The organism is Pseudomonas sp. ZY71 (assembly GCF_036542145.1).
GTDB classification, from domain to species: domain Bacteria; phylum Pseudomonadota; class Gammaproteobacteria; order Pseudomonadales; family Pseudomonadaceae; genus Aquipseudomonas; species Aquipseudomonas koreensis_A.
Genome location: NZ_CP144274.1, coordinates 872,049 through 894,084 on the forward strand (window position 1 = coordinate 872,049; position 22,036 = coordinate 894,084).

Below are 22,036 nucleotides of genomic sequence, written 5' to 3' on the forward strand. Positions count from 1 at the left end.
TAGTCGCTGTAGATGTTGTCTGACACACCGCTATCGCGAGCAGGCTCACTCCTACAGGGGATCTACGGTGATTTGCAGACCTCACTCCCATTTCGGAGATTGATCATGTTTCACACTTCACGATTGACCAAGACCACGCTAGCGCTCGTCATCGGGCTGGCGGCCAGCACCGCTTTCGCGGCCATCACCCCGCAACAAGCCGAACAACTGAAAACCACCCTGACCCCCATGGGCGCCGAGCGCGCGGGTAACGCCGCCGGCACCATCCCCGCGTGGACCGGCGGCATCACTCAAGCCCCGGCCGGCTACAAACCCGGCCAGCATCACCCCGATCCATACGCCGCCGACAAACCGCTGTTCACCATCACCAAAGCGAATCTCGACCAATACAAAGCCCACCTCAGCCCCGGCCAGATCGCGCTGTTCAACAGCTACCCCGACACCTTTCAGATGCCGATCTACCCATCCCGGCGCTCCGGTTCCGCGCCGCAATGGCTGTACGACAACACCCTCAAGAATGCGACCTCGGCCAAGCTGCTCGAAGGCGGCAGCGGCTTCTCCGATGCCTACGGCGGCGTGCCGTTCCCGGTGCCCAAGGACGGCATCGAAGTGCTGTGGAACCACATCACCCGCTACCGCGGCATCTACGTCGTGCGCCGCGCCTCCGAAGCGCCGGTCCAGCGCAACGGCAGCTTCGCGCTGGTGACCTCGCAGCAGGAAGCGCTGTTCAACTATTACCGCCCGAACGGCCAGTTCGCCGATCTGAAAAACATCCTGTTCTACTACCTCGCTTTCGTGAAAAGCCCGGCGCGACTGGCCGGCGGTGCCGCACTCGTGCACGAAACCCTCGATCAACTCAAAGACGCACGCCAAGCCTGGATCTACGACGCCGGCCAACGCCGCGTGCGCCGCGCACCGAACCTCGCCTACGACACGCCGATCGCTTCATCCGATGGCCTGCGCACCGCTGACGACACCGACCTGTTCAACGGCTCACCCGATCGCTACGACTGGAAGCTCAAGGGCAAACAGGAAATCTACATCCCCTACAACAACTACAAAGTCGGCAGCCCCGAGGTGAAGTACGCGCAATTGCTCACCCCGGGTCACCTCAACCCGCAATACACACGCTATGAGCTGCATCGGGTCTGGGTGGTGGAAGGCAACCTCAAACCAGGTTCGCGACACATCTATTCCAAGCGCGTGCTGTTTCTCGATGAAGACAGCTGGGGCGCCGCGCTGGTCGATCAGTACGATGGGAGAGGGGAGTTGTGGCGCGTGTCGATGGCCTACCTGAAAAACTTCTACGACCTGCCGACGACGTGGAGTGCGCTGGATGTTTTCCACGATTTGCAGGCGCGTCGTTATTACGTGCAGAACCTTGATAACGAAGAGGCGGAGACTGTCGATTTTGCGCAGCCGGTGCCGGAGGATGCTTACTTCATGCCGTCGGCGTTGCGGCAGCGTGGGACGCGGTGATGGCTGAAGTCTAAGTCCACCACTGACAGAAAAAGCCCGAAGCCACTGATACATTTGGCTTCGGGTTTTTCTGTGGAGCTAAAAATATCTGCTTTACAGATATCTGTATTTGAGATAATTTTGCCGCATGTAGGGATACCAGAACCGATAATTGTATGAGAGTGATCACAAAAGCGGCGGTTGCGCGGGCCATTGAGACTCATGGCCAGTGGAGAGATCCTCTCACCTTGTGGCTAACCATCTTCGACAGAGCATCGCTGCGCTTCGAGTCGTTTGAGAAGCTTCGTCAAGACTGGGCCAGCGCCTCAGGTTGGAACGTCGATCGTATCCCTCACTCGAAGCTGAGGCTGACGAGCAAGAAAGGTCCGCTTGATATTTACGTTTTTGATATCAAGAAAAACGAGTGCCGTGTCATTACGTGGATCAACACGAAGACTGGCACTATCTATATCAAAGACATTCTTCCCCATGCCGGATATGACAAATGGTGGAAGGGTGATGTCAAGTAGTTGGCCAGAATGAAATACGCTATTTATGTTTAACGAAAATACAGGTGATCTCAATGAAGCGTAATAAAGTCGAAGCGACAGGACTGGATTCCTTCATAGCCGATATTTCACCCATGCTTGAGGGACTGGGCGATCAGCTAGCGACTTTGTCCAAGTTGTTGTCTGCCTGCCATGATCCGATAAAAAATGATGACGATCTGCAAGTGCGAATGGCCCTGATTGATGAGCTTTATTCCCACGCAAGCACCGAGGATCATGCTGCGGCACGATTTGCGGAGTTTGTGGCTGATCGGGTTTATGAGTACGAAAATGAAACGGTGTTGATTGCTTATTCGTCCCAATCTGAAGCGCTGGCGTTTCTGCTGTCGGAAAGAGGCGTTAAACAGAAGGACTTGTCTGAGATCGCAACTCAGAGTGCTGTTTCAGAGATATTGAATAACAAGCGAAAAATGACCGTTGCCCAGATAAAGGGATTCGCCGAGTTCTTTAAAGTGCCAGTCGAGTTTTTTATGCACGGTGTGGTTTGACGGGATGCCGTGACAGGTCTAACGCAATCGCGAGCAGGCTCACTCCTACAGGGGATTGGCGTCGCCCACATAATCTGTGATCGACGCGTTACCTGTAGGAGTGAGCCTGCTCGCGATTCGGTTGTAGCTTCAGCGCGAAATCAGGATCAAACGCGGAAGTGGCTGACCATCTGCTGCAACTGCCCACCCAGACGCGCCAGTTCAACACTCGACGCAGCCGTCTCATCACTCGCCGCTGCGGTCTGTTCAGACACGTCGCGCACGTTGATGATGCTGCGGCTGATCTCTTCAGCCACGGCGCTCTGCTGTTCGGCTGCGGCGGCGATCTGCTGGTTCATCGACTGGATGTTCGACACCGTGCGGGTGATGTTTTCCAGCGATGCGCCAGCCTTGCGGGTCAGCGCCACGCTGCTGTCGGTCAGGGCGCGGCTGTTGCTCATTACCGCCGAAACCTGCTGGGTGCCGTTCTGCAGACCGGCGACCAGGCCTTCGATTTCTTCGGTGGATTTCTGCGTACGCTGAGCCAGACCACGAACCTCGTCGGCGACCACGGCAAACCCACGACCGGCTTCACCGGCACGCGCGGCTTCGATCGCGGCGTTGAGCGCGAGCAGGTTGGTCTGTTCGGCAACAGCCTTGATCACGTCCATGACGCTGCCGATCTTGTCGCTTTCCTGTTGCAGCACGCTCATGGCTTCGGTCGAACGCACCACTTCGCTGGCCAGACGTTCGATCTGCGCGATGGCTTCGTTGACCACTTTGTCGCCTTCACGGGCTTCGCCGTCAGCAGCAGCGGCTGCTTGCGAGGCTTCTTCGGCATTGCGCGCGACTTCCTGCACGGTGGCGGTCATCTCGTGCATGGCGGTGGCGACCTGATCGGTCTCGACTTTCTGGCTGTTTACACCGGCGCTGGTCTGCTCGGTAACGGCCGACAATTCTTCGGCAGCACTGGCGATCTGGGTGACGCCGTCGCGGATGCCGCTGATCAAGTCACGCAGGGTCACACCCATGCGGGCGATGCCTTGTTGCAGTACGCCAAGTTCGTCGCGGCGGGTGACGGTGACGTTCTGGGTCAGGTCGCCGCTGGCGATGCGCTCGACCACGGCCAGGGTTTCTTGCAGCGGACGAGTGATCTGACGGGTGATGATCACCGCAGCAATCACGCCGACCAACAGTGCCAGCAGGGTGCTGATCAGTTGGAAGGTACGCGCCTGGGCGCTTTCGATGTCACGACGGTCGAGTTGGATCTGGTACAGCTGCTCGCTGGTGTTGACGATCGCGGTACCTTGATCGGTCATTTCCTTGCGGGCCTGCACGGCGTCGGTGTTGGCGTTTTTATACGCCATCAATGCGCTGCGATAATTGATCAGTGCGGTTTCCAACTGACGCAGGGCATCTTGCTGAGAATCAGCGAAATGCACGTTCAGTTGCTTGAGGCTGGCGATCGCGACATCCACCTGGCCGACGGCTTTCTGCTCGGTGTCGGCGTTGGTGGTAGCGGTGTAGCCACGCACTTCGTAGCGCGCGAGGATGAACGCTTCCTTGGCGGCGGTGATCGCCTGGAACTGTTCGAAACGCTGTTCGCTCATGTCCATCTGCTGCACGCGTTTGCTGATCGATTCGATCTGGTTGTACGCGGTCTCGGCACTCACGCTCATGCTGTCGCGGGCGCTGTTGCCGGTGCGATAGGCGTTGCGCATTTTGTTCAGCGACGTCTGGTATTCAGCGATGGTCGCGGCCTGCTCCTTGAGCAGTTTGACGTTTTCCGGGCTCTTGAAGCTATTGATCAGCTTCTGTTGTTGCGCGGCGAAGCTTTCAAGGGTGGTTTGCACATTCTGCGCGGCGGTTTCATCGCCATTGGTCAGCATGTATTGCAGACGCACCACGCGCAGTTTGGTCAGACCGGCATTGAGCTGGGTGATGTCGCTCATCCAGTTGCTGCGGTCGATCAGGCCACCGAGGCTGGTCCAGCCTGTCAGGGCCAGCACGCAGGTCAGGGCCAGCACGAGGCCGAAGCCCAGGCCCAGTTTCATGTTCACGCTGATGTTGCCGAACCAGCTATTCATCAAAAATCCTCCAGAAACGTTGGGTTTCTTGTCGTCGGTTAGGCTGGAAGATTGTTGTTTTTTTGAGCCAGCAAGGGTGTTAGCAGGTTTGTATCGGCCGCATTTCCCAGAGCTGAAAGGATTTTGTCCTACGGAATTTGTAACATCGGATCCCAAGACTTTTTTCACATGGGTTTCACTGGCTGCCCACGCGAGCCTCTGTACCTTCGTCGCATCGAATGAACCTGTGATGCACAGTGGCGAGGCGGTTTTTGTGGAATTGAGACTGAGTCTGTTCGGCGTCAAACGCTCGATCGATCTGAGCTTTTTGGCGCGTTTTCGCAATACTTGGGTGGTGTTGGCAGCATCGATACTGGTGATCCCCCTGACCCTGTGGTTGCTGGCGCCGGCGGCGGTGCCGGATCTGGCCCACGGCAATGTCGCCGGTGCGCAGGCGCTGGCAGCCGGTTGGGCCAAGGGCGAGATGATCGTGCTGGTGCGTCATGTCGAACGCTGCGATCACTCCAAAGCGGCGTGCCTGAGTGGCAACGACGGCATCACCGATCGCTCGCGCAGTGTCGCGGTGGCGGTCGGTGCACGGTTCGAACAACTGGGCCTGAACAACGCCGACATCTACAACAGCCCGTCGATGCGCACGGTGCAGACCGCCGGTTACATGTTCAACCATGCCGCCAGCGGTGACGACTGGTTGATCAACTGCCGGGGCCGCATGTTGCAGGACGCTCTGGCCCACAAGGTTCCCGGTCGCAATCTGGTCCTGGTGACCCACAGCGAATGCATGGCGCAAATCGAGAAAGACCTCAAAGTGCCGACCTCGGACATGGGTTATGGCTCGTCATTGTTTGTTTCCGCTGCCAGCCCGGCGGCTCCCAAGATGCTCGGCTTTATTGAAGCCTCCGACTGGCGCACGGTGACCACCCGATGAAATCCCGTTTCTACGCTTACAATTTTGGTATTCCGCTCGCTTGTGCGGCGCTGGTGTTCCTGATGTTCGACATGACCAAAATCGACATCGCCTTCAGCAACCTGTTGTTCGATCCGCTGACGCAGTCCTTCCCGCTCGACAAAATCCACTTCTTTGAGAAGCTTACGCATAAATGGGCGCGGATCATTCCCAACTGGACGGCGGAAATCGCCCTGATCGGCGCGCTGCTGTCGGTGGTCTGGCCATTGGTCAATCCGCAGAAACGTCCGCGCCTTGGTGCGATGCTGGAGCGCAGCAAAGTCGCGCCAGTGCTGCGATTTGCCGCTGATCACCGTAGGGATTTTCTGTTTGTGGTGGTCGCATTCGCGGTATGCACCGGGGTGATTCACTTCCTCAAATCCCACACCAGCGTTTACTGCCCGATCGAAACCACGCTGTACGGCGGAAAAATGGCTCACGTCGAGTGGTACAGCAACTTTCAACTGTTCCATGAAGCGGGTAGTGGCCGGTGCTGGCCGGGTGGTCATGCGTCGGGCGGCTTCACCATGCTGGCGCTGTATTTCGTGGCGCGGCGCTATCAATGGCGTTTTTCCAGTGCAATCTTGTGGGGCTCGCTGTTGCTGGGATTCGTTTATGGCACTACTCGCGTCCTGCAAGGCTGGCACTACATGTCCCACACCTTCTGGGCCGGAATCTTCGTCTGGCTGGCGTGTTTGCTGACAGCGCTGGCCTTCTACGGACGGGCGCGGCTGGATGTGCCGGTGCTGGGCAAGCGCACGCAGAAAGCGTTCAGTGCTCAACCTGAGGTTTCTCTCTGAACCCGTTCGAATGAAATGAAAAACCCGCCAATCATCGGCGGGTTTTTTTATGCGTCTGCGCAGGCCTCAATAGCTGACGAAGTAATACGCCTGGCGCCCGACCATCATGGTTTTGAGCACTTTCAGTGGCGGCGCGGGTTCGCTGTCGCCGGCCATCACCACGACATGCGAGGACGAGGCCGTGAGGAAATCTCGCAACTGCGCCTCGGTATCCAGCCCTTTGAGTACTTGCTGGGTATAGAAGACCGTGGCGCCACCGACCCGCTCATTGGCTTGAAACAGTGCGACTTGATGTCCGGCGGTTTGCAGCGTCTGAATCTCTGCGCTCAATGGCAGGAACGAAAGCTTTTTGTCGGCGTGGGGCAGTGCCCATTGCGCGGCGGCGAGATAACTGCCGATCACCAGCGTGAGCACAGTTACTGCCAATGTCTGACGGTGACGGGCGATTCGGCCTATGAAATGATTGGCGGATTCGTACTGCTTCAATCGCAGGAACAGCACGTTTGCATACTCCGCCGCAATCACCGCTGCGGCTGGCGTCATCGACATCAGATACACCGTGCGCTTGCTCGACGCCAACGTCAGCATCACGAACTGCGCAACGATCCACAGGCTGAAAAACAGCAAGTAGCGGTTGGCCTTCAATTGTTTGCGGAAATGCCAGAGCCCCAGGTACACCAGAATGTTCCACGGCAGGAAGGCTTCCGGCAGTTTGGCGAGGTAGTAATAGAACGGTTCGTAGTGTCCGGCTTCGACGAACGATCCGCTGAAGCGTCCGATGCTGTTGGTCAGCAACACCTCTTTGACGGCCTGCGCGCCGCCGTGCTGAAAGAGGATGACGAGCCAGATCAACAGCGGAATCAAACCGACCAGGGTCAGTAAGCCCGGCCGCAGCCAATCCGTGATTTTCAGGCGCCTGTCCATAAGGTTGTCGGTCAGCAAATAGGCAAAAATCACTACCCCCGGCATCGCCAGCCCCAGCACACCCTTGCTCAATGTGGCGATGGCGATTCCGACGACAAACAACAGCGAGTTGCCCGCGGTCGACGCCCGTTGCGCCTGGAAAAAGGCCAGCAGCGCCGTGGTCACGCCGAGGGCGAGCAGCGCGTCCTCGCCGACGCCGCGCACATTGCTCCAGTAACTGGCCATGGTCGCGAGCAGAATGCCCGCCGTCCAGGCAATCATTTTCGGCCGTTCAAAGCGGCGCAACATGCCGTACAGCAGCGTCACGCTGAGCAAGCCAGCCACCGCCGACGCCAGCCGCACGGCCCACGGTGAAACACCGAACACGCGCATCGCACCAGCATCCAGCCACAGGCTCAGTGGTGGTTTTTCCAGAAACGGTTCGCCGAACAGGCGCGGTGTCACCCAATCGTCGTCCAGATGCATCTCCATGGCGATGCCGGCTACGCGGGCCTCGGTGGAGCCTTGCAATTGGTGGTTGCCCAGCGCGAAGAAAAACAGCAGGGCAGCAAGCAGAAACAGCGAAGTGACGGCACGCGACATAGGTTTCAGGCAACCGGAAGGGGCGGGAGGCCTGAGCATACGACGGCAATCCTTAACGAATTGTGAAACTCACGCCAAAGGTTTCGACCAGCGCTTTTCCGGCGTTTCGAACCTCGAGTTGACCAGCGCCGTCAGCACGTGGTCCTGCCAGCGTCCGGCAATGTTCAGATACGCCTTGGCGTAACCCTCACGTTCGAAGCCCAGGCGCTCCAGCAAGCGCGCACTGCGTTCGTTGCCCGGAATGTAGTTGGCCATGATCCGGTGCAGATTCTGGGTCTCGAACATGTAAGAGATACCAGCCTCCAGCGCTTCCTGCATCAAGCCCTGACCCTGTTGGGCCTCGTCGATGTGATAACCCAGATAACACGCCTGAAAGGCACCACGAATGATGCCGCTGAAGTTGCACGCGCCGATCATCTGCTGGCCGTCCGGCGTCAGCAGCGCGAAATGCATGGCCAGCCCGGCCTCGAATGCGCTGGCCTGTATTTCAAGGCGTCGGCGAATCTGCTCGGTGGAAAAATATTCAGTGGTGCGGATGGGTGACCATGGCGCGAGGTGGCGCAGGTTACGTCGGTAGAACTCGCTTTCTAGCTCGGCCTGCTCTGGAGCGAGTATTGCGAGCGTCAGGCGTTGGCAGGGCAGGGTCAACAGCGGCATCGGGCGCTCCGGGGTTTGGGATCTTCCGGCAGCGTCGCGCAATTAGCCAGGTCACGGCAAGTCGTGGTGCAGAAGGGACTTTGTTTCAGGCAAAAAAAAGCCCGCAGGAGCGCGGGCGAACCGTAGTTTCTTGAATGAGCGAGCGGACTGTACAAGGCTTGGCCGCGCAGCTGCAGTGAAGAAAAATTCATCTCGATGGGCGGCTCGGCGTTGGCCGATGCTCACCCGAGCGACGGGGCGACTCGTACAGGTTTCACCCGTCAATGGCGGGTTTCAGGCCCGCAGGTGTTCACACCCTGCGGATCAAGATTATCCCGTGCCCGACAGACCAGGATCTCGGCCAGTGCGCTCAGTTGCTTCATTGCCACCGCCACATGGCGTTTGGAGCCGTCGAACTCATCGGCAAGGTTTGCGCTGATGGCGACGAGGGAGTCGAGGATCTCGCTGGCGTGGGTGAGCAGGGTCAGTGTGTCGACATCGTCGCGCACCCTGATGAGCTGATTGAGAGGAACATTCCGCCGCCGACGGGTCGCCTCGGTGCGTGCGGTGGTGTTCGACTGAGGTTGGGGGCTGGAAGCGGGCGCGTCGGAAGGTGCCGAGCCAACCAGCGAAAGTTGTGGGGTCTTTTTCATGACGTAGCTCCGTGGAGTGAACATTCACTGCAGTTGCGGCTGCCAAACCGTCCGTTGGATGGCAGTGGTCGTGGAGGGTAACGTCCTGAGGAACCGTCCACCAGTTCACCAAAGTCGACGCGTGTTGCAGGAATTTTCCTAGGACGTTGGGTGTGGGAAGGAGGAGCCGGCCCCACTCAAGGCATGTGGTCAGCCGCAAAATCAGCTTCTGACCGGGCGCGCAAACGGCCCTTGCGACAAGCCACCTGGAAACGCTCGAAGTCGCGTTCGTTTTGTGCGGTGTAACTTTGCGCGTACTTCAGCAGCGCATCGGCCAGCGCATCGCCTTTGCCAATGTAACCGCTGATTTGCGCCGCGAGGCCGGATGCCTTGGCATGTGCCCGGGCGAGGGCTCGGCCGCACACACGTCCATAGGCGGCGAAGGTTTCGGCGTCGAAGGTCTCAAGCTCAGCGGAGATTTTCATGTCGCGCAGTTGCCGCACATAGAAGTGCCGACCGCTGGGACCGGTGGTCCAGCCGAGAAACAGATCGCTGGCGGCCTGCATCAGCCGCTGCCCCTCGACCACGCGTTGGCCTTCGTGGCGCGTGCGCGATTTGACTTTGACGTAATCGGCGAGCACCGAACGTCGCGCTTCCTTGAACTGCAGGAACAACGGAAATTCCTGATCGTCGGTCAGCAGCGCCACCAGACAGCGAGTGCCGACACTGCCGACGCCAACCACTTTGAAGGCCATGTCCTGGGCGTGAAAGCGTGAGAGCAGCTCGCGACGGTCAGGTTGCAGCGTGTTTCGATAATCACGCATGAACGCATCGTAGAGAGGTCGCCAGTCCGACAACCGCAACCAGTCATCGTCGGCGTTCAGCAGCGTGGTGTTTTTGTGCAGGTGGAAAATTTCCGGCAGGTCATCGCGAATAATCAGACGACCACTGGCATCGCGCTCACTGATTTTGGGCAGCAGCTCGGCGTGGGTGCGCCGCTCAGCCTTTTCGATGGCGCGCTCCACATGTTCGAGGGTACTTTTGCGCGCCTGCGCAAGCAGATCGTTGTAGCTGATGGACTCGTACCAGTTTTCCAGCGAACTCTGTTCGGCGCATTCCAGCAGCGTCGTCTGATAGGCGCCGACCATCTCACGGCACACCTGTTCCTCGACCGACTCGCCGTGGCGCAAATCGCGGGCGGCCACCACGAAACTTGCCGCGAGACGCTTGAGATCCCACTCCCACGGTCCGGGATGCGCTTCGTCGAAATCGTTGACGCTGAACAGCAGATTGCGCTCAGGTGTGGCGAAACCGCCGAAATTCATCAGATGGCAGTCACCACAAATGGGCAAGTTCAGGCCCATGTTCGCCGTGCCCGACAAATCGTGCGCCTGCAACAAGGCATTGCCGCGAAAGAACGTGAACGGCGACACCAGCATGCGCCCGTAACGCAGTTCGACCAGCGACGCGACGCGGCCCTGGCTGGAGGCCTTGATCAACGGAATCGGGTCACGGTTCATTTTGCCGGTGGATGCCTGAGCGCTGCGCGGGCACTTCTTGCGCGCGTCTTTGCCTTGTTGCATGCGATCTTTGAGTGCGGTCATGGGGGCTCGGTCTGGCGTAAGGGGCGCTGTGAGTGTAGAAGCGCTTCCGGGGTTTATCCGCTGGCTTGAGTCCGGTGAAAATCCCTATCTCGATGTTCGCAACATAGAGGCTGCATCGCCCCAGCGCCCTGGATTGCGTGGATCAAATGTTGCTGGAGGGGCGTGTGTGCTTGAAGGAGAGGGGAACCTTCAGGGAACGGTTCACATAATTCTCACCTGAGTTTTGCCATGATCGTTGCCAATATTTCATCGGCCCGAGCGAGTGATCCCTTCATGAATGTGAGCGTGCTCTACGCGTTGGTTGCGGCAGCATTGTTTGGCGCCAGTACACCACTCGCCAAGCTGTTGGGCGTACAGATTTCACCGATTCTATTGGCCGGGTTGCTCTATCTGGGCAGTGGTCTGGGTTTGACCGTCCTGCGTTTCGCCCGCGATCGAGGCTGGCAGCGTTCCGGACTCGGAGCCGGCGAATGGCCGTGGCTGGTAGGAGCCATCGGCTTCGGCGGCGTGCTGGCACCGGTGGCGTTGATGTTCGGTTTGACCAGAACGTCCGGCGCGAGCGCGTCACTGATGCTCAATCTGGAATCAGTGCTCACGGCGCTGCTGGCGTGGGTCGTGTTCAAGGAAAATGCCGATCGGCGAATCGTGATCGGCATGCTCGCCATCGTGGCCGGCGGTGTCGTGTTGTCATGGCCGCAAGAAGCCGTGTCGGCGCAGGACTGGACAGGCCCGCTGGCCGTCGCCTTCGCCTGCTTTTGCTGGGCCATCGACAACAACCTGACGCGTAAGGTCTCTGCCTCGGATGCACTGTTTATCGCCGGCAGCAAAGGTCTTGTGGCGGGGGTGGTCAACTGCAGCCTCGCCTTGTTCATTGGCACACAACTGCCCGCCGCCGCCTCGCTGGTGCCGATCCTGCTGGTCGGGTTTCTCGGCTACGGCGTCAGCCTGGTGATGTTCGTCCTCGCCCTGCGCGGACTGGGCAGTGCGCGCACCGGCGCGTACTTTTCCACCGCGCCGTTTCTGGGCGCAGGTATCTCGATTCTACTGCTGGGCGAGTCGGTATCGCTGATGTTCCTGCTCGCAGCAGCGTTGATGGCCGTGGGGGTGTGGATTCATCTGATGGAGAACCATATTCATGAGCATCAGCACGAACTGCTTGAGCATGATCATCGCCACATACACGACGAGCATCACCAGCATGTGCACGGGGCTGACTGGGATGGAACGGAGCCGCATAGTCATCCGCATGTGCATACGCCGATGCGGCATCGGCATGCGCATTTTCCGGATGTGCATCATCGACATGAGCATTGAGGTGTGTGGGGAGGGATTGGTTTTTGGCGGTAGGGGCTGATGGGATGGCCAGATGCGACAAAGCCCGCACTTGGCGGGCTTTGTCGTTGAGAGTTGGTGGGCCGGGTAATCTGAACCTGACTTCTATCTTATTGTTTTTTATAACTCATACTTTTTGTTTTTTGGTTGGAATATCAATTGAAATACATCATGAAATAGCGTTTCCATTGAGCCGCTTGGATTCAACCAGAAATATTGCTTCGCAGTCATGATTAACAGTGATTTTCGTGCGGCACTCAGGACAGAAAGCAGCAACTGATCCGAGTTGTAAGACTGCGACAACAAAACTGGACATCAACAGCCTTTCGTTGGCTGTAGGCTGATCAATGACGCAGTCATCCTTTAAAAAGGTTATACCTACCATAAAGTTGTATATTGAAATCACCCCAAAAAAGAAGCGTAGGATGCCTAAATAGCGCCACTGCTCGATGTTTTGTAATTAAATCGTGTTTGTTGCTCGTACTTTATTTGAAACTAATTCTAAAGTCCTCAGCGGACTTCTAACCAGTAATTTTAAAAAAAAACGATCTAAGGGCTGCGCTCTAAGGTGCTGCACGCATTTAACCCCCGTATTTAAGCCACATCCATAGCTCTATCAATGAATATATCTGATGCTCCAAGCTTTTGGAGCTGTACGCGCACTGCCCGGCTAAATGCTGCATCGGCACGAGTTTTTGCCTTGAGTGCCTCAATTTGCCGTTCAATTGCTCGCATTGGAGCCTGATCACCCAGCATATCTAGATCCTCAGCGCTTATCTGTATGGTTTCATAAAGCTCCTTTGCCTCTTTCATTGCCGAAAATCGAGCTTCCCTCATGCGCTCGAAGTTTAGCCCATAAATAATAGCTGAGTCTTTGATACGTCTCGCTGGTAAACCAACACAAAATAAACTCTTAACGAAAAGTCCACGGTCATCAAAATCTATAAAGTTAAGGTCGCCTCTAACCAGCGGGTCAAGTAACAACGGTAACTCATCATCGATGCAACGATCGTCCCAACTAGCTTTTCTGCTGCCCTCCAGTAAAGGAAACCAACTTCCCTTGCCTACGGTAACTTCATTGCCTTCATCTTTATTCAAACGATTACAATTCTGGGCTGAAAGTCGGAAATTTTCCCAGCTGAAGGCGAGCCATGCGTAGCCGTGTTCGTCCGTAATTTCTTCAGTGCGTTTAGCCTCTGACTTCGGACGAAAATGATCTACATCAAAATTGGCGCCCGCATCCTTCGCCTCGGAGTACCAGCATTTCCCATGCGACATCTTTGAGAGGTGCTTAGCGAATCCACGCCAAATGTGAGACTTGCTCTTAATGTAATCTTTTCTTTTCTCTATAGGTAGTTGCTCCAGCTTTATCTGAGCACGCGAAGCGACATCAAGAATCTTCTGAGGAATAATATCAGCATTTCTATTGATATGAATCATTTGCTGAGAACCTCTTTTTCTAATAGAGCGGTAATAACCTTTTTCATTGCTTCGCGCCTTCTCGCAGCTTTGTCAGGCGTTAACGGTGGTTTTTCAGAATATCGCAAGTCCTGCCAAGCCAAAAGAAACTCATTATAAAGTGGTTCCCTGTTTTCTAAGGAAAATCCCAAGCGATTAAGTTCATCATTAAGTACGGCCAGAGCATCATCTTGCTCAGGAGACCGTAATTGAATATGAGCCAGCTCATTACGATCATCTACAAGCTTTTGAGTCTCTAAGTCTAACGTTGTATTCAGCCCAAAGATCTCCGTTAGAGTTGACATAAATCCAATACCACGAGGATCTACATATGGCTCTCTTGAATGGACTCTGTAGTTGTCGTCCCGCCACATCACTTGGACTTGCTGTCTTTTGAGCTCCGCTATTGCTAGCGGATGATGTGTAACCATAAGCAAATGACTGGTTTCGTGATTGGGTACAAATTCTCGCAAAAATTGGAGGTACTTTATGGCCCAAGAAGGGTTTAAGTGGGTGTCGGGCTCATCCAATAAAAATAATGAATCTTTACCTCCTGTAAATCTTAACAAGCCTAGCACCGTTAATAATTGCTGCTCACCTTCACTAAGTTCACGGAAAGTTAATGCTTCATTACTGCTGGAAACTTTGACGCGTATACTAACTTCTGAAATTATTTCAGAAAGAAGCGTGCTTTCCAGCATTTTAAATAGCTCAGCTGCTGTCAACCCTTCAGCAAATTCGCGTAGTGAATCCAGGTTTGGCAAGAACAAATGAAAAAACTCATTTCTATTTCCCTTCCCCGTTAAGGTCATTCCTTCGTTTCGCTCAACTTTTACCGGAGCTATTACATGGGGATATAGAGCATCTAGAAATTTTCTTACGACACCAAATGCGCCCCAGAAAAGCTCTTTCTTTTTATCTGACTGAGTCCATGCTGCACGTCTCATGACAAAATGAATGCTGTCTAACCCTTCGATACCTAGATGCTCTCGAAGAAAACTACTTTGAGTTTCACTTTTGTCAGCAAGAAAAAAAGCAAGCAATACAAACTGACTATGATTAGGTTTGGCATAGAATAACGGCCGGATATCACCCTTGAGATCAACTTTACTCTCGAGCAACCTTTTATAAAAATTTGCTCGATGTCTATGAAAGTATTTTTCAAGCCTGTCGCTAGGGCCGGAGTAATAAGCAAACACATACTTAGGAAGATAAGGAGCGTTACCATCCTTGTCTCTTTTAACTTTGGAAAATGGAACGGTTAAACCAAATTCTTCACCGGACAGTTTAGAAGACTCAAGAGTTAGAAGATCTACGACCTTAACTTCATACTGTTTGGCAAGTGTGCCCCTATTTGGTTCTCCGTCAATGGTTACTTCTAACCAGTTATCACTAGGGTTATTCTCGTGAGGCTGTTGTCCGAGCCGATAGACTAGACGATAGGAGAATGGGGGGGCTTCGCCCAAGTCCAGATTTCGAAAAATCGATACTAAAGCTTCCAATACGTTGGATTTGCCAGAACCGTTACGCCCAACAATAACAGTCATCAGGTTGTTCTCATCGAACTCAACAAGAACATTTTCCAGGTTTTTGAAGCGTGACCGAATATGTAGCTTATCGACTTTCATGAGCCTTCCCTAGCAATTTTATTCTGTATCTTTCAAGGCGAACCAGTCTTGGCCGTCGTTATCCCGATATTGTTTGATGATTTGCTGCAAGTTTAAGGCAGACCGGATATCCAAAAAAAACTGTTCGAGTTGCTCAACGTTACTGTCGCGGGGATAGCCAGCGGCACTCAAAAGTTGCTGGCCGCTTAAAGGTTTGCCAGATTTTTTAAGCGCATCTACAACTTTAATAGGTTGATCGCTTACGATCTTGTCTTTCATTTTTCTTATACCATTTTTCTTTGGAGTTGACGGCTTGGTCAATGCCTTGCGCTCAGATTCTATTTTTTCCAGTAGTGCCTTTGCGCTATTTTCCCCATTAACTAAGTCTGGATTTGCCGCGCGCCAGTCAGCTGTGAGTTCGCCGCTGAAAGCTAGCATCAAGATGCTTTGTGGCAAACGGTCAACATGTGCTTGTGCTTCAAATACTTTTGCTTCGAACCGATCGGCAAAAGCGAGGAGCTTTGCAGCACGTCGAACTATCTCCTTTTGCTCTTCAATAGATGGGACAGGAAATAAGAAGTTTCGGCACTGAGATAGTGAGATGTTTATCTGCCCAGCCGACCCCTTTGTTTCATGCATTATGTTTTTTAGATTGTCCCCTCCCTCGAGTACAATATTAATCCAGCCAGAAATAATTTCTTTACTCGGCCGGAACAGTGCAATTGCCTGGTTAATGTTCCACTCTGGATGAGAATCTGGAATTACTGCAATCTTGCCGAGTGGTGGGCCTACAATGTTCATAACTACATCGCCAGGTAATGCTATTGACTTTGAGGATGAGGTTTTGTGTATGGACGCTTCAATAAATTGCGGTCTATATTCGAAATCAATTTTTTGATCAACGATATTATAGACCTTTAAGAATGGGATACCGCTTTGGGAAAATCCAGTTTTTGGCGTACCGCCACTTTGAACTTTTTCACAAATATCCATTGCTTTCTTGTAAGACCAAGCAGAACGGCTAGCTGTTGGCCAATTCTCTGTGAGTCGGCCAGAGACAGCGGCTGTGAAGACAGATTGGCGAAATTTTTTAATTTGGATAGGAATCGCGTCAATTCTGGCCTTAAGCGTGCCAACACGTGCAATTAAGCCATCTACCTTCTTGGCAATATAAATTTGCTCATGAAGAGGAGGTAAAACAAAAGGGGCTGCTTTTGCTTTAGGTGTCCCTAAGCGTGGCATACCCATGCCGTGAGATGCCTCTTTTACATACTCGAGAAATGAAGGCGACTTTAGCGAGTAAAACAGATAGCCACGATCAAGCAGTCCTGGCGATAGGGTAATTATTTCACTTGAGCAATAACCATCCTGGTCTATCTTAAGAACTTTATTCAAATATGGTCGTAGTTTTCCATAAAGAATTTGCCCTGCTGTAAACTTATTTTTAGAGCTCTTCGGTGCGCGTTGCTTTACGGTTTTAATATCTATCAGTCTGGATGTATCACGCTCGACGTCTTCAAGCTCAATTAGCAGCGCTGATGAATCCATGTCCTGAGGCTGAACGGTAGTAGTATTTCCGTAGTCGACCACATCACCGAGAGTCACTTTGAGCCAAGAAGCTGGGAGTTCAGTCATACCCAGCCTCCAGCTCTTGCATCAGTTGCTCGAGGTCATGGAGGGCTTCAGTAAGCTCAGTCATAATTTCGCTAGCGAGTATTTCCGGCGTGGGTAGATCAACCGAATTAAGACTGTCCGTATTCTTTAACCAGCTAATGTCCAATGAGTCACCGCGCTCCCTGATTTCCTCGCGAGTAAATACTCGAAAACGACTTAAATCACCAACACCTTCTACATTTTCTGCCCGTTGACTATTTCCATTTGGGTTATCTCCGTATGCGTCTTCGAAAGGCTGGAGGTGATATGCCCCAAAGGTTGTACGCTTCCCAAAATTAGGCATATTACTGCGTAGGTTGTACACCCATACTCGCTGAGTGCAGCCCTCTTGTTGCTTGGGATTCTCGACGCTTCCTTTCTGAAAAAATAGAACGTTGGTTTTGACACCTTGTGCATAGAAAATGCCTGTGGGCAATCTGAGGATGGTATGAAGGTTGCACTTGTCCATTAGTTCACGACGTACGTCGGTACCGACACCAGCGTCGAATAGGACGTTATCTGGCACCACAACTGCGGCTCGCCCACCGGCCTTGAGCCCATTATAAATATGCTGAAGAAACGCTAGTTGCTTATTACTTGTCTTGTGAGTGAGGTCATCCCGTGTAGGGCCGCCACCGCCCTTGGCGGTACCAAAAGGAGGGTTGGAAAGAATCAGATCAGCCTTGGGTAAGTTTACTCCAGCCTGGCCGAGGGTATTTCCTAACCGTATAACTCCTTCACTACTACCTTCAATACCATGTAGTAAACAATTCATCAGTGCCAGGCGACGGGTTCCGGGAACTAATTCAATACCGATAAAAGCTTCGTTACGCTGGAAGTGGCGACCCCGCTCGTCCAAATCTGAATGATCGTTACTGTTTTGCTTGATATAGGCATCTGCTGCAATCAAAAAGCCGGCTGTTCCAGCTGCGGGATCTTGGATCACCTCACCTGCTCGGGGCTGTATAACGCGGATAATGCTATCGATTAGTGGGCGTGTAGTGAAGTATTGACCAGCGCCTGATTTAGTTTCACTTGCATTCTTTGCAAGTAGACCCTCATAGAGATCTCCAAGGCCATCCTGGCGAGCACTGAACCAGTCGATTGCGTCGAGATTCTTAATTAGCTGGTCGAAATGGTGTGGTTCAATGAGGCGAGTTTGGGCTTCTGAGTATATAGCAGCGATCAATGGGTCGGAGCTCGCGCCCAAATCCGTTAGCATCTGCCTATAGTGATTTAGACGAAGCAAACCGACTTTGTCGGTGAGATCTGTCCAGCGGCAGCCAACCGGCAATTTATGCTTAAAATTTAAGTTGTTCTGTACCTGTTCATACTCCATTTTTATAAACAACAGCAGAACGAGCTCTGTCACATAATCGCTGTAGTTGATGCCATCATCGCGCAATACGTCGCACAGGCTCCAGAGTTTATGGACGATGTCGATGTTAGTCATGCATTACTCAATTTAAGTGTCGGGCAGCATGTGCTGCCAGGCTGGTTTATCTGGTAACGGGTGCTTCGTCCTCCGCCGGGCAGACGCCGCAAGCAGCCCTTCTCAAGCAGATCGCTCAAGTGACGCGTAGCAGTCGCTTTAGATACTTTGGATAAGGCTTGGTACTGAGCTGCGCTGATTCCGGCCTCAAATCCTTTTTCGCCGCCATCAAGTAGGCGGTTAAGCACTTTTATTTGCTCCGAGGATAATCCGGCCTCACGGTATGCCTCCCAAAAGCGGGTCTTAGCTAAGATACTGTCTAAATGTGATAACGCCTGATCCAAACTGTGCAGAAGAGTAGCGAGAAACCACTCTAGCCAATCTGTAATGTTTAAATCACCTTTTTGCCGAGTTTCTAACACTTGGTAATAACCAGCGCGATTACTGAGTATGCTAGCCGCCATAGCGTAGTGGCGAATAGCGTTACTTCCACCCTGTGCGAGAGCCATGTCAGTAACAATTCGGGCCAAACGGCCGTTACCATCCTCAAACGGATGTAAAGTGACAAACCAAAAATGAGCGATTCCAGCTCGAAGAAGAGGGTCTAGAGATAGATCTTTTTGGCTGGTTTCTAGCCAATCCAAAAAATCAGCTAGTTGTCTTTCTAGATTTGTACGAGGAGGAGCTTCGAAATGCACGGTCGGGCAATCCAGGCGGCCGGAGATAACCTGCATCGGCTCCTCACCGCGTAATTGGCCAATTTTTTCGCCCCGAACGAGCGAGAAATCATCTCGGGTAAATAACCAACTATGCCAAGCGAATAGGCGTTGCTCATTCAATGGTTGATCAGCACCACTTATGGCGTCCATCAGCAATGTCACTAGGTTCTCACTGCGAGAACCAGGATTCTCTACAGCTATTCCAAGACGGTAAGCTAATGAAGAGCGCACGGATTCTACATTAATTGGTTCGCCTTCGATGGCAGATGAAGAAACTATATTCTGCAACATCGCGTCAAGACTATTTTGTGTTACTGCAACGCTATCAACGGCACCAATTATACCCAGTAGCCGGCCTTGCGTTTCGATACAGGATCGCAGCAATGGCGACAATCGTTCCGACTGCCAAGTAAATTTCGGCCAGTCGGGGTGCTGCCAAATCCAATCAGCATTGCGCAAGGGAAAAAGTCTCATGTGAGTCAAATTGACTCTCTTTATTTGGCTCGTTACATGAGCCGATTATGGGGTTTGCTCAGTTTCTTGTCTAGGTCAGGTAAGGCTGCCGATAAGCAATTCAACGATTCGGCTCTCGAACTCAGCTTTACTCGAGGGCCATCCTTCCAATGATGCAGCGGGGGGACCCAGAAACAATAGGAGGCGAGACAGGCAACGTGGAGCGCCAGCGGTGGGCCGGCAGCTTCGGATGCAGGGCTTATCGACACTGCATGCTTGTGTTGTCGCGACTCCAGACCTTTAAGCGTGAGCCCCTGAGTATGGGATGAAGAGGCGCAGGCATACCAGAGATCTGGCGACTGTCGTCACTCCTTTAGCCCTACTACACGACACGGATAGTATCGGTTGCGCTTACCTTTTGGATGTTCGGCGAATCGGTACGACGTTGCGATCTCTGATTTGATTGATGGCCGATGTCGACAGGCTGCCGGTGGCCGGTGGCCGCCTTCTGGATATGTTCACTCCACCAAGCCATCATCGGACGCCGGCGTTCGATGTAATCCGTCCGGTTGTAGGCGCCACGAACTTCGTCCTTGTCGACATGCGCCAGCGCGACGTCGATCAACTCCGGATCCCAACCATACTCATTCAGGATGGTGCTCGCCATCGAACGCAAGCCGTGGCTGACTAAACGGTCCTGAAAGCCCATGCGCTTCAACTCCATGTTGGCGGTCTGGCTATTGGCATGGGTGCGGGGGGGGGGGGGGGCTATCTGAGGGGAACACGTACTCTCTGTTACCGCTGAGTTGCTTGAGCGTCTCCAGTAAACGAAAGTGTCTGATCGGTAAGGGGGATTGTGTGCGGCCGACGCTTTTTCATTCTCTCTGGCGGAATGGTCCAAACGCGTTTGTCGAAGTCGATATCTGCCCATCGTGTGGTGGCTGCTTCGGCAGGGCGGGTCATTGTGTGCAACTGCCATTCGATTAGGCAGCGGGTCGTACGCTTAATGCTGGCGTTTGCGATTTCCGTAATGAACTCGGGAAGCTCCTCAGGTGGAAGCGCAGCCATGTTCTCTTTCTCGGGTTTCTTGAACACCGCCCGAATACCACTGAGGGGGGGCGCAAATATCAGCCCCGAGTTGACCCCGTAGGTCATGATCTCGTTGAGTCGCTGACTCAATCGCTTCACGGTCTCGAAGCTCCCTTTGGCGTCGATTGGGCGAAGGATCTTGATAACCATCGGGGCGGTGATTTGAAAGAGCGGCGTTGTTTTCATGCTTGGGAAAACATGGAGCGTCAGCGATCTCCAAATGTCTTCAGCGTAGGCTTTGGTTGAGGAATCTTTCTTCAGCTCGAACCAGGCGGTGGCCACCTTCTCGAAAGTGTTTTCAGTCTCAGCAAGTTTGGCTTGCCTTACCTCATCACGCTGGGTTTTGGGATCAGTGCCCAAAGCGAGCAGCTCACGTGCCTCTGCGGCTTTCTTCCGGGCGTTGGCCAGCGAGAGGTCAGGGTATGGACCGAGGGCCATGTTGATACGGCTTCTGGTCAAAGGCTCGCGGTAATTGAAATTCCACATCATTGAGCCGCTCGCGCGTACTCGAAGCTGTAAGCCATCGCCGTCGCTGAGGACGAAGTCTTTACCAGTTGCCTTGACTGCCTTGAGCTGGCGATCGGAGAGGCGGGTTGCGTTAGTAGGCATGAGGGCTACCTCCAGCACCGTTTTGGTATCCTGAAAATAGCATTTGGGAGTCCGGGATACCACCTGGGATACCAAAGAGCCTGGAACTCAGAAACCCTGCAAAGCCTCCATAAGCGCTGAAGCCCCTGTATTTACCGGGTTTCAGGCACAAAAAAAGACGTCCGTGGACGTCTTTAGATGATGAAGTGGTGGAGCCGGGGGGATTTGAACCCCCGTCCGCCAGTACTCCGCTGTCGGTACTACATGCGTAGCCGTGTCTATTAAGTTAACCCTCAGCGACCCGACGGGCAGGGTGCTTTGGGCGAGTTGTGTAAGTTTTAGCCGCTTCGTCCACAACGTACTGCACGGCGATTCTGTTCTATATGACAATCATTTTGGGTTTACAGACATCCCCTGATGATTGCTGGACCCGAAGGTACCAGGAGCATTGTCAGCTGCAATTAAGCAGCGAGAGCAACACCGTATTGGTCGTCATTGGCAACTATAAGTAGTTGCAACAGTGGATTTACGACTTCTGTTACCAAGTCGGCATGCACCTAGAGTTTCGCAACCGGCGTCGAATCCTAAACGGCCCCGAACTCATTGCTCAGTACATCTGTTTGAGCAACAAGCGTGTGCAGTGTACGCCAATCAGCCCACAAGGCCAACCCGAAGGTTGGCCGGGACGTAATCAGTTGTTGGTGCCGGTGGATTTTTGAAGTTCCAAAATGGTCTGCTGGGTTTCCGCAACGCAGTTATCGATTTGACCTTTGGCCTTGAGGTCGTGTGCTCTGGTCACAGTGGCTTCAGCCTTTTGGCTCAGTTCTGGCTTCGCTGACAGCTGACCCTTCATATTATTGATGGTCTGAATATTGGCATCACACAGGTCCGCAGGCTTGTCAGCGGCGAACGAAGCGGAAGCCATCATCGATGCAGTAACGAACAGACCTAACAGTACAGAACGTTTCATGTGTATCTCCTTGAACCGAGTGGGTCCAGACTT

At 53.6% G+C, this 22,036-nt stretch carries 17 protein-coding genes, 1 other RNA gene and 2 pseudogenes; 6 read left to right on the plus strand and 14 right to left on the minus strand.

From position 1 onward, the window contains the following. Positions 1-105: 105 nt before the first annotated feature. The 3 genes from VY732_RS03705 (at position 106) to VY732_RS03715 (ending at position 2,515) form a co-directional block, all read left to right on the plus strand. A complete protein-coding gene (locus tag VY732_RS03705) occupies positions 106-1,479 on the plus strand; it encodes a DUF1329 domain-containing protein (protein WP_331694322.1) in 1,374 nt (457 codons plus the stop codon). Positions 1,480-1,634: 155 nt separating this feature from the next. Continuing rightward, positions 1,635-1,988 (plus strand): type II toxin-antitoxin system HigB family toxin, encoded by a 354-nt coding sequence (locus VY732_RS03710; protein WP_228759094.1) that lies wholly within the window; start codon positions 1,635-1,637, stop codon positions 1,986-1,988. 53 nt (positions 1,989-2,041) lie between these two features. After that, complete coding sequence (locus VY732_RS03715) at positions 2,042-2,515, plus strand: helix-turn-helix domain-containing protein (protein ID WP_100846304.1); 474 nt, start codon at positions 2,042-2,044, stop codon at positions 2,513-2,515. A 146-nt stretch (positions 2,516-2,661) separates the two neighbouring features. Here VY732_RS03715 and VY732_RS29905 read toward each other — a convergent pair whose 3' ends face one another. Further along, on the minus strand, positions 2,662-3,525 hold the full coding sequence (locus VY732_RS29905) for a methyl-accepting chemotaxis protein (RefSeq protein WP_371748303.1): 864 nt from the start codon (positions 3,523-3,525) through the stop codon (positions 2,662-2,664). 42 nt (positions 3,526-3,567) lie between these two features. Next, positions 3,568-4,581, minus strand: a pseudogene (locus VY732_RS29910) (methyl-accepting chemotaxis protein); the annotation flags it as partial. A 253-nt stretch (positions 4,582-4,834) separates the two neighbouring features. On the opposite strand from VY732_RS29910, the gene VY732_RS03725 reads away from it, so the two are divergent. Both VY732_RS03725 and VY732_RS03730 read left to right on the plus strand, forming a co-directional pair. Then, the gene (locus VY732_RS03725; protein WP_331694324.1) at positions 4,835-5,506 is read left to right on the plus strand and encodes a histidine phosphatase family protein; all 672 of its coding nucleotides are present in this window, start codon (positions 4,835-4,837) and stop codon (positions 5,504-5,506) included. Continuing rightward, entirely contained in the window at positions 5,503-6,324 is an 822-nt protein-coding gene (locus VY732_RS03730; RefSeq protein ID WP_331694325.1) for a phosphatase PAP2 family protein, read from the plus strand. Before VY732_RS03725 ends, VY732_RS03730 begins: the two co-directional genes overlap by 4 nt. Before the next feature lie 66 nt (positions 6,325-6,390). Here VY732_RS03730 and VY732_RS03735 read toward each other — a convergent pair whose 3' ends face one another. The 4 genes from VY732_RS03735 to VY732_RS03750 all read right to left on the minus strand — a co-directional run bounded on the left by VY732_RS03735 (position 6,391) and on the right by VY732_RS03750 (position 10,702). Next, on the minus strand, positions 6,391-7,869 hold the full coding sequence (locus VY732_RS03735; RefSeq protein WP_331694326.1) for an ArnT family glycosyltransferase: 1,479 nt from the start codon (positions 7,867-7,869) through the stop codon (positions 6,391-6,393). 30 nt (positions 7,870-7,899) lie between these two features. Continuing rightward, a complete protein-coding gene (rimJ, locus tag VY732_RS03740; RefSeq protein ID WP_331694328.1) occupies positions 7,900-8,487 on the minus strand; it encodes a ribosomal protein S5-alanine N-acetyltransferase in 588 nt (195 codons plus the stop codon). A gap of 260 nt (positions 8,488-8,747) precedes the next feature. Then, positions 8,748-9,119, minus strand: a complete 372-nt coding sequence (locus VY732_RS03745) for a DUF6124 family protein (RefSeq protein WP_077570986.1) — start codon at positions 9,117-9,119, stop codon at positions 8,748-8,750. A 176-nt stretch (positions 9,120-9,295) separates the two neighbouring features. Continuing rightward, complete coding sequence (locus tag VY732_RS03750; protein ID WP_331694329.1) at positions 9,296-10,702, minus strand: DUF2252 domain-containing protein; 1,407 nt, start codon at positions 10,700-10,702, stop codon at positions 9,296-9,298. A gap of 273 nt (positions 10,703-10,975) precedes the next feature. Here VY732_RS03750 and VY732_RS03755 point away from each other — a divergent pair, with 273 nt between their 5' ends. Further along, on the plus strand, positions 10,976-12,016 hold the full coding sequence (locus VY732_RS03755) for a DMT family transporter (protein WP_331695839.1): 1,041 nt from the start codon (positions 10,976-10,978) through the stop codon (positions 12,014-12,016). Between the two features lie 612 nt (positions 12,017-12,628). On the opposite strand, the gene VY732_RS03760 is transcribed toward VY732_RS03755, so the two are convergent. From VY732_RS03760 to VY732_RS03795, 8 genes and pseudogenes are all read right to left on the minus strand, one after another. After that, positions 12,629-13,474 (minus strand): hypothetical protein, encoded by an 846-nt coding sequence (locus VY732_RS03760; protein WP_331694330.1) that lies wholly within the window; start codon positions 13,472-13,474, stop codon positions 12,629-12,631. Continuing rightward, positions 13,471-15,120 (minus strand): AAA family ATPase, encoded by a 1,650-nt coding sequence (locus tag VY732_RS03765; RefSeq protein ID WP_331694332.1) that lies wholly within the window; start codon positions 15,118-15,120, stop codon positions 13,471-13,473. Before VY732_RS03765 ends, VY732_RS03760 begins: the two co-directional genes overlap by 4 nt. Before the next feature lie 18 nt (positions 15,121-15,138). Continuing rightward, the gene (locus VY732_RS03770; protein ID WP_331694334.1) at positions 15,139-16,734 is read right to left on the minus strand and encodes a restriction endonuclease subunit S; all 1,596 of its coding nucleotides are present in this window, start codon (positions 16,732-16,734) and stop codon (positions 15,139-15,141) included. Continuing rightward, complete coding sequence (locus tag VY732_RS03775) at positions 16,727-18,205, minus strand: class I SAM-dependent DNA methyltransferase (RefSeq protein ID WP_331694336.1); 1,479 nt, start codon at positions 18,203-18,205, stop codon at positions 16,727-16,729. Before VY732_RS03775 ends, VY732_RS03770 begins: the two co-directional genes overlap by 8 nt. After that, complete coding sequence (locus tag VY732_RS03780; protein ID WP_331694337.1) at positions 18,202-19,362, minus strand: Fic family protein; 1,161 nt, start codon at positions 19,360-19,362, stop codon at positions 18,202-18,204. Before VY732_RS03780 ends, VY732_RS03775 begins: the two co-directional genes overlap by 4 nt. Positions 19,363-19,767: 405 nt before the next feature. After that, positions 19,768-21,054: pseudogene (locus VY732_RS03785) on the minus strand (integrase domain-containing protein). Positions 21,055-21,240: 186 nt separating this feature from the next. After that, positions 21,241-21,629, minus strand: a transfer-messenger RNA (tmRNA) gene (gene ssrA, locus VY732_RS03790). Positions 21,630-21,724: 95 nt separating this feature from the next. After that, positions 21,725-22,003, minus strand: coding sequence for a hypothetical protein (locus tag VY732_RS03795; protein WP_331694338.1), 279 nt, complete (start codon positions 22,001-22,003; stop codon positions 21,725-21,727). Positions 22,004-22,036: the final 33 nt, after the last annotated feature.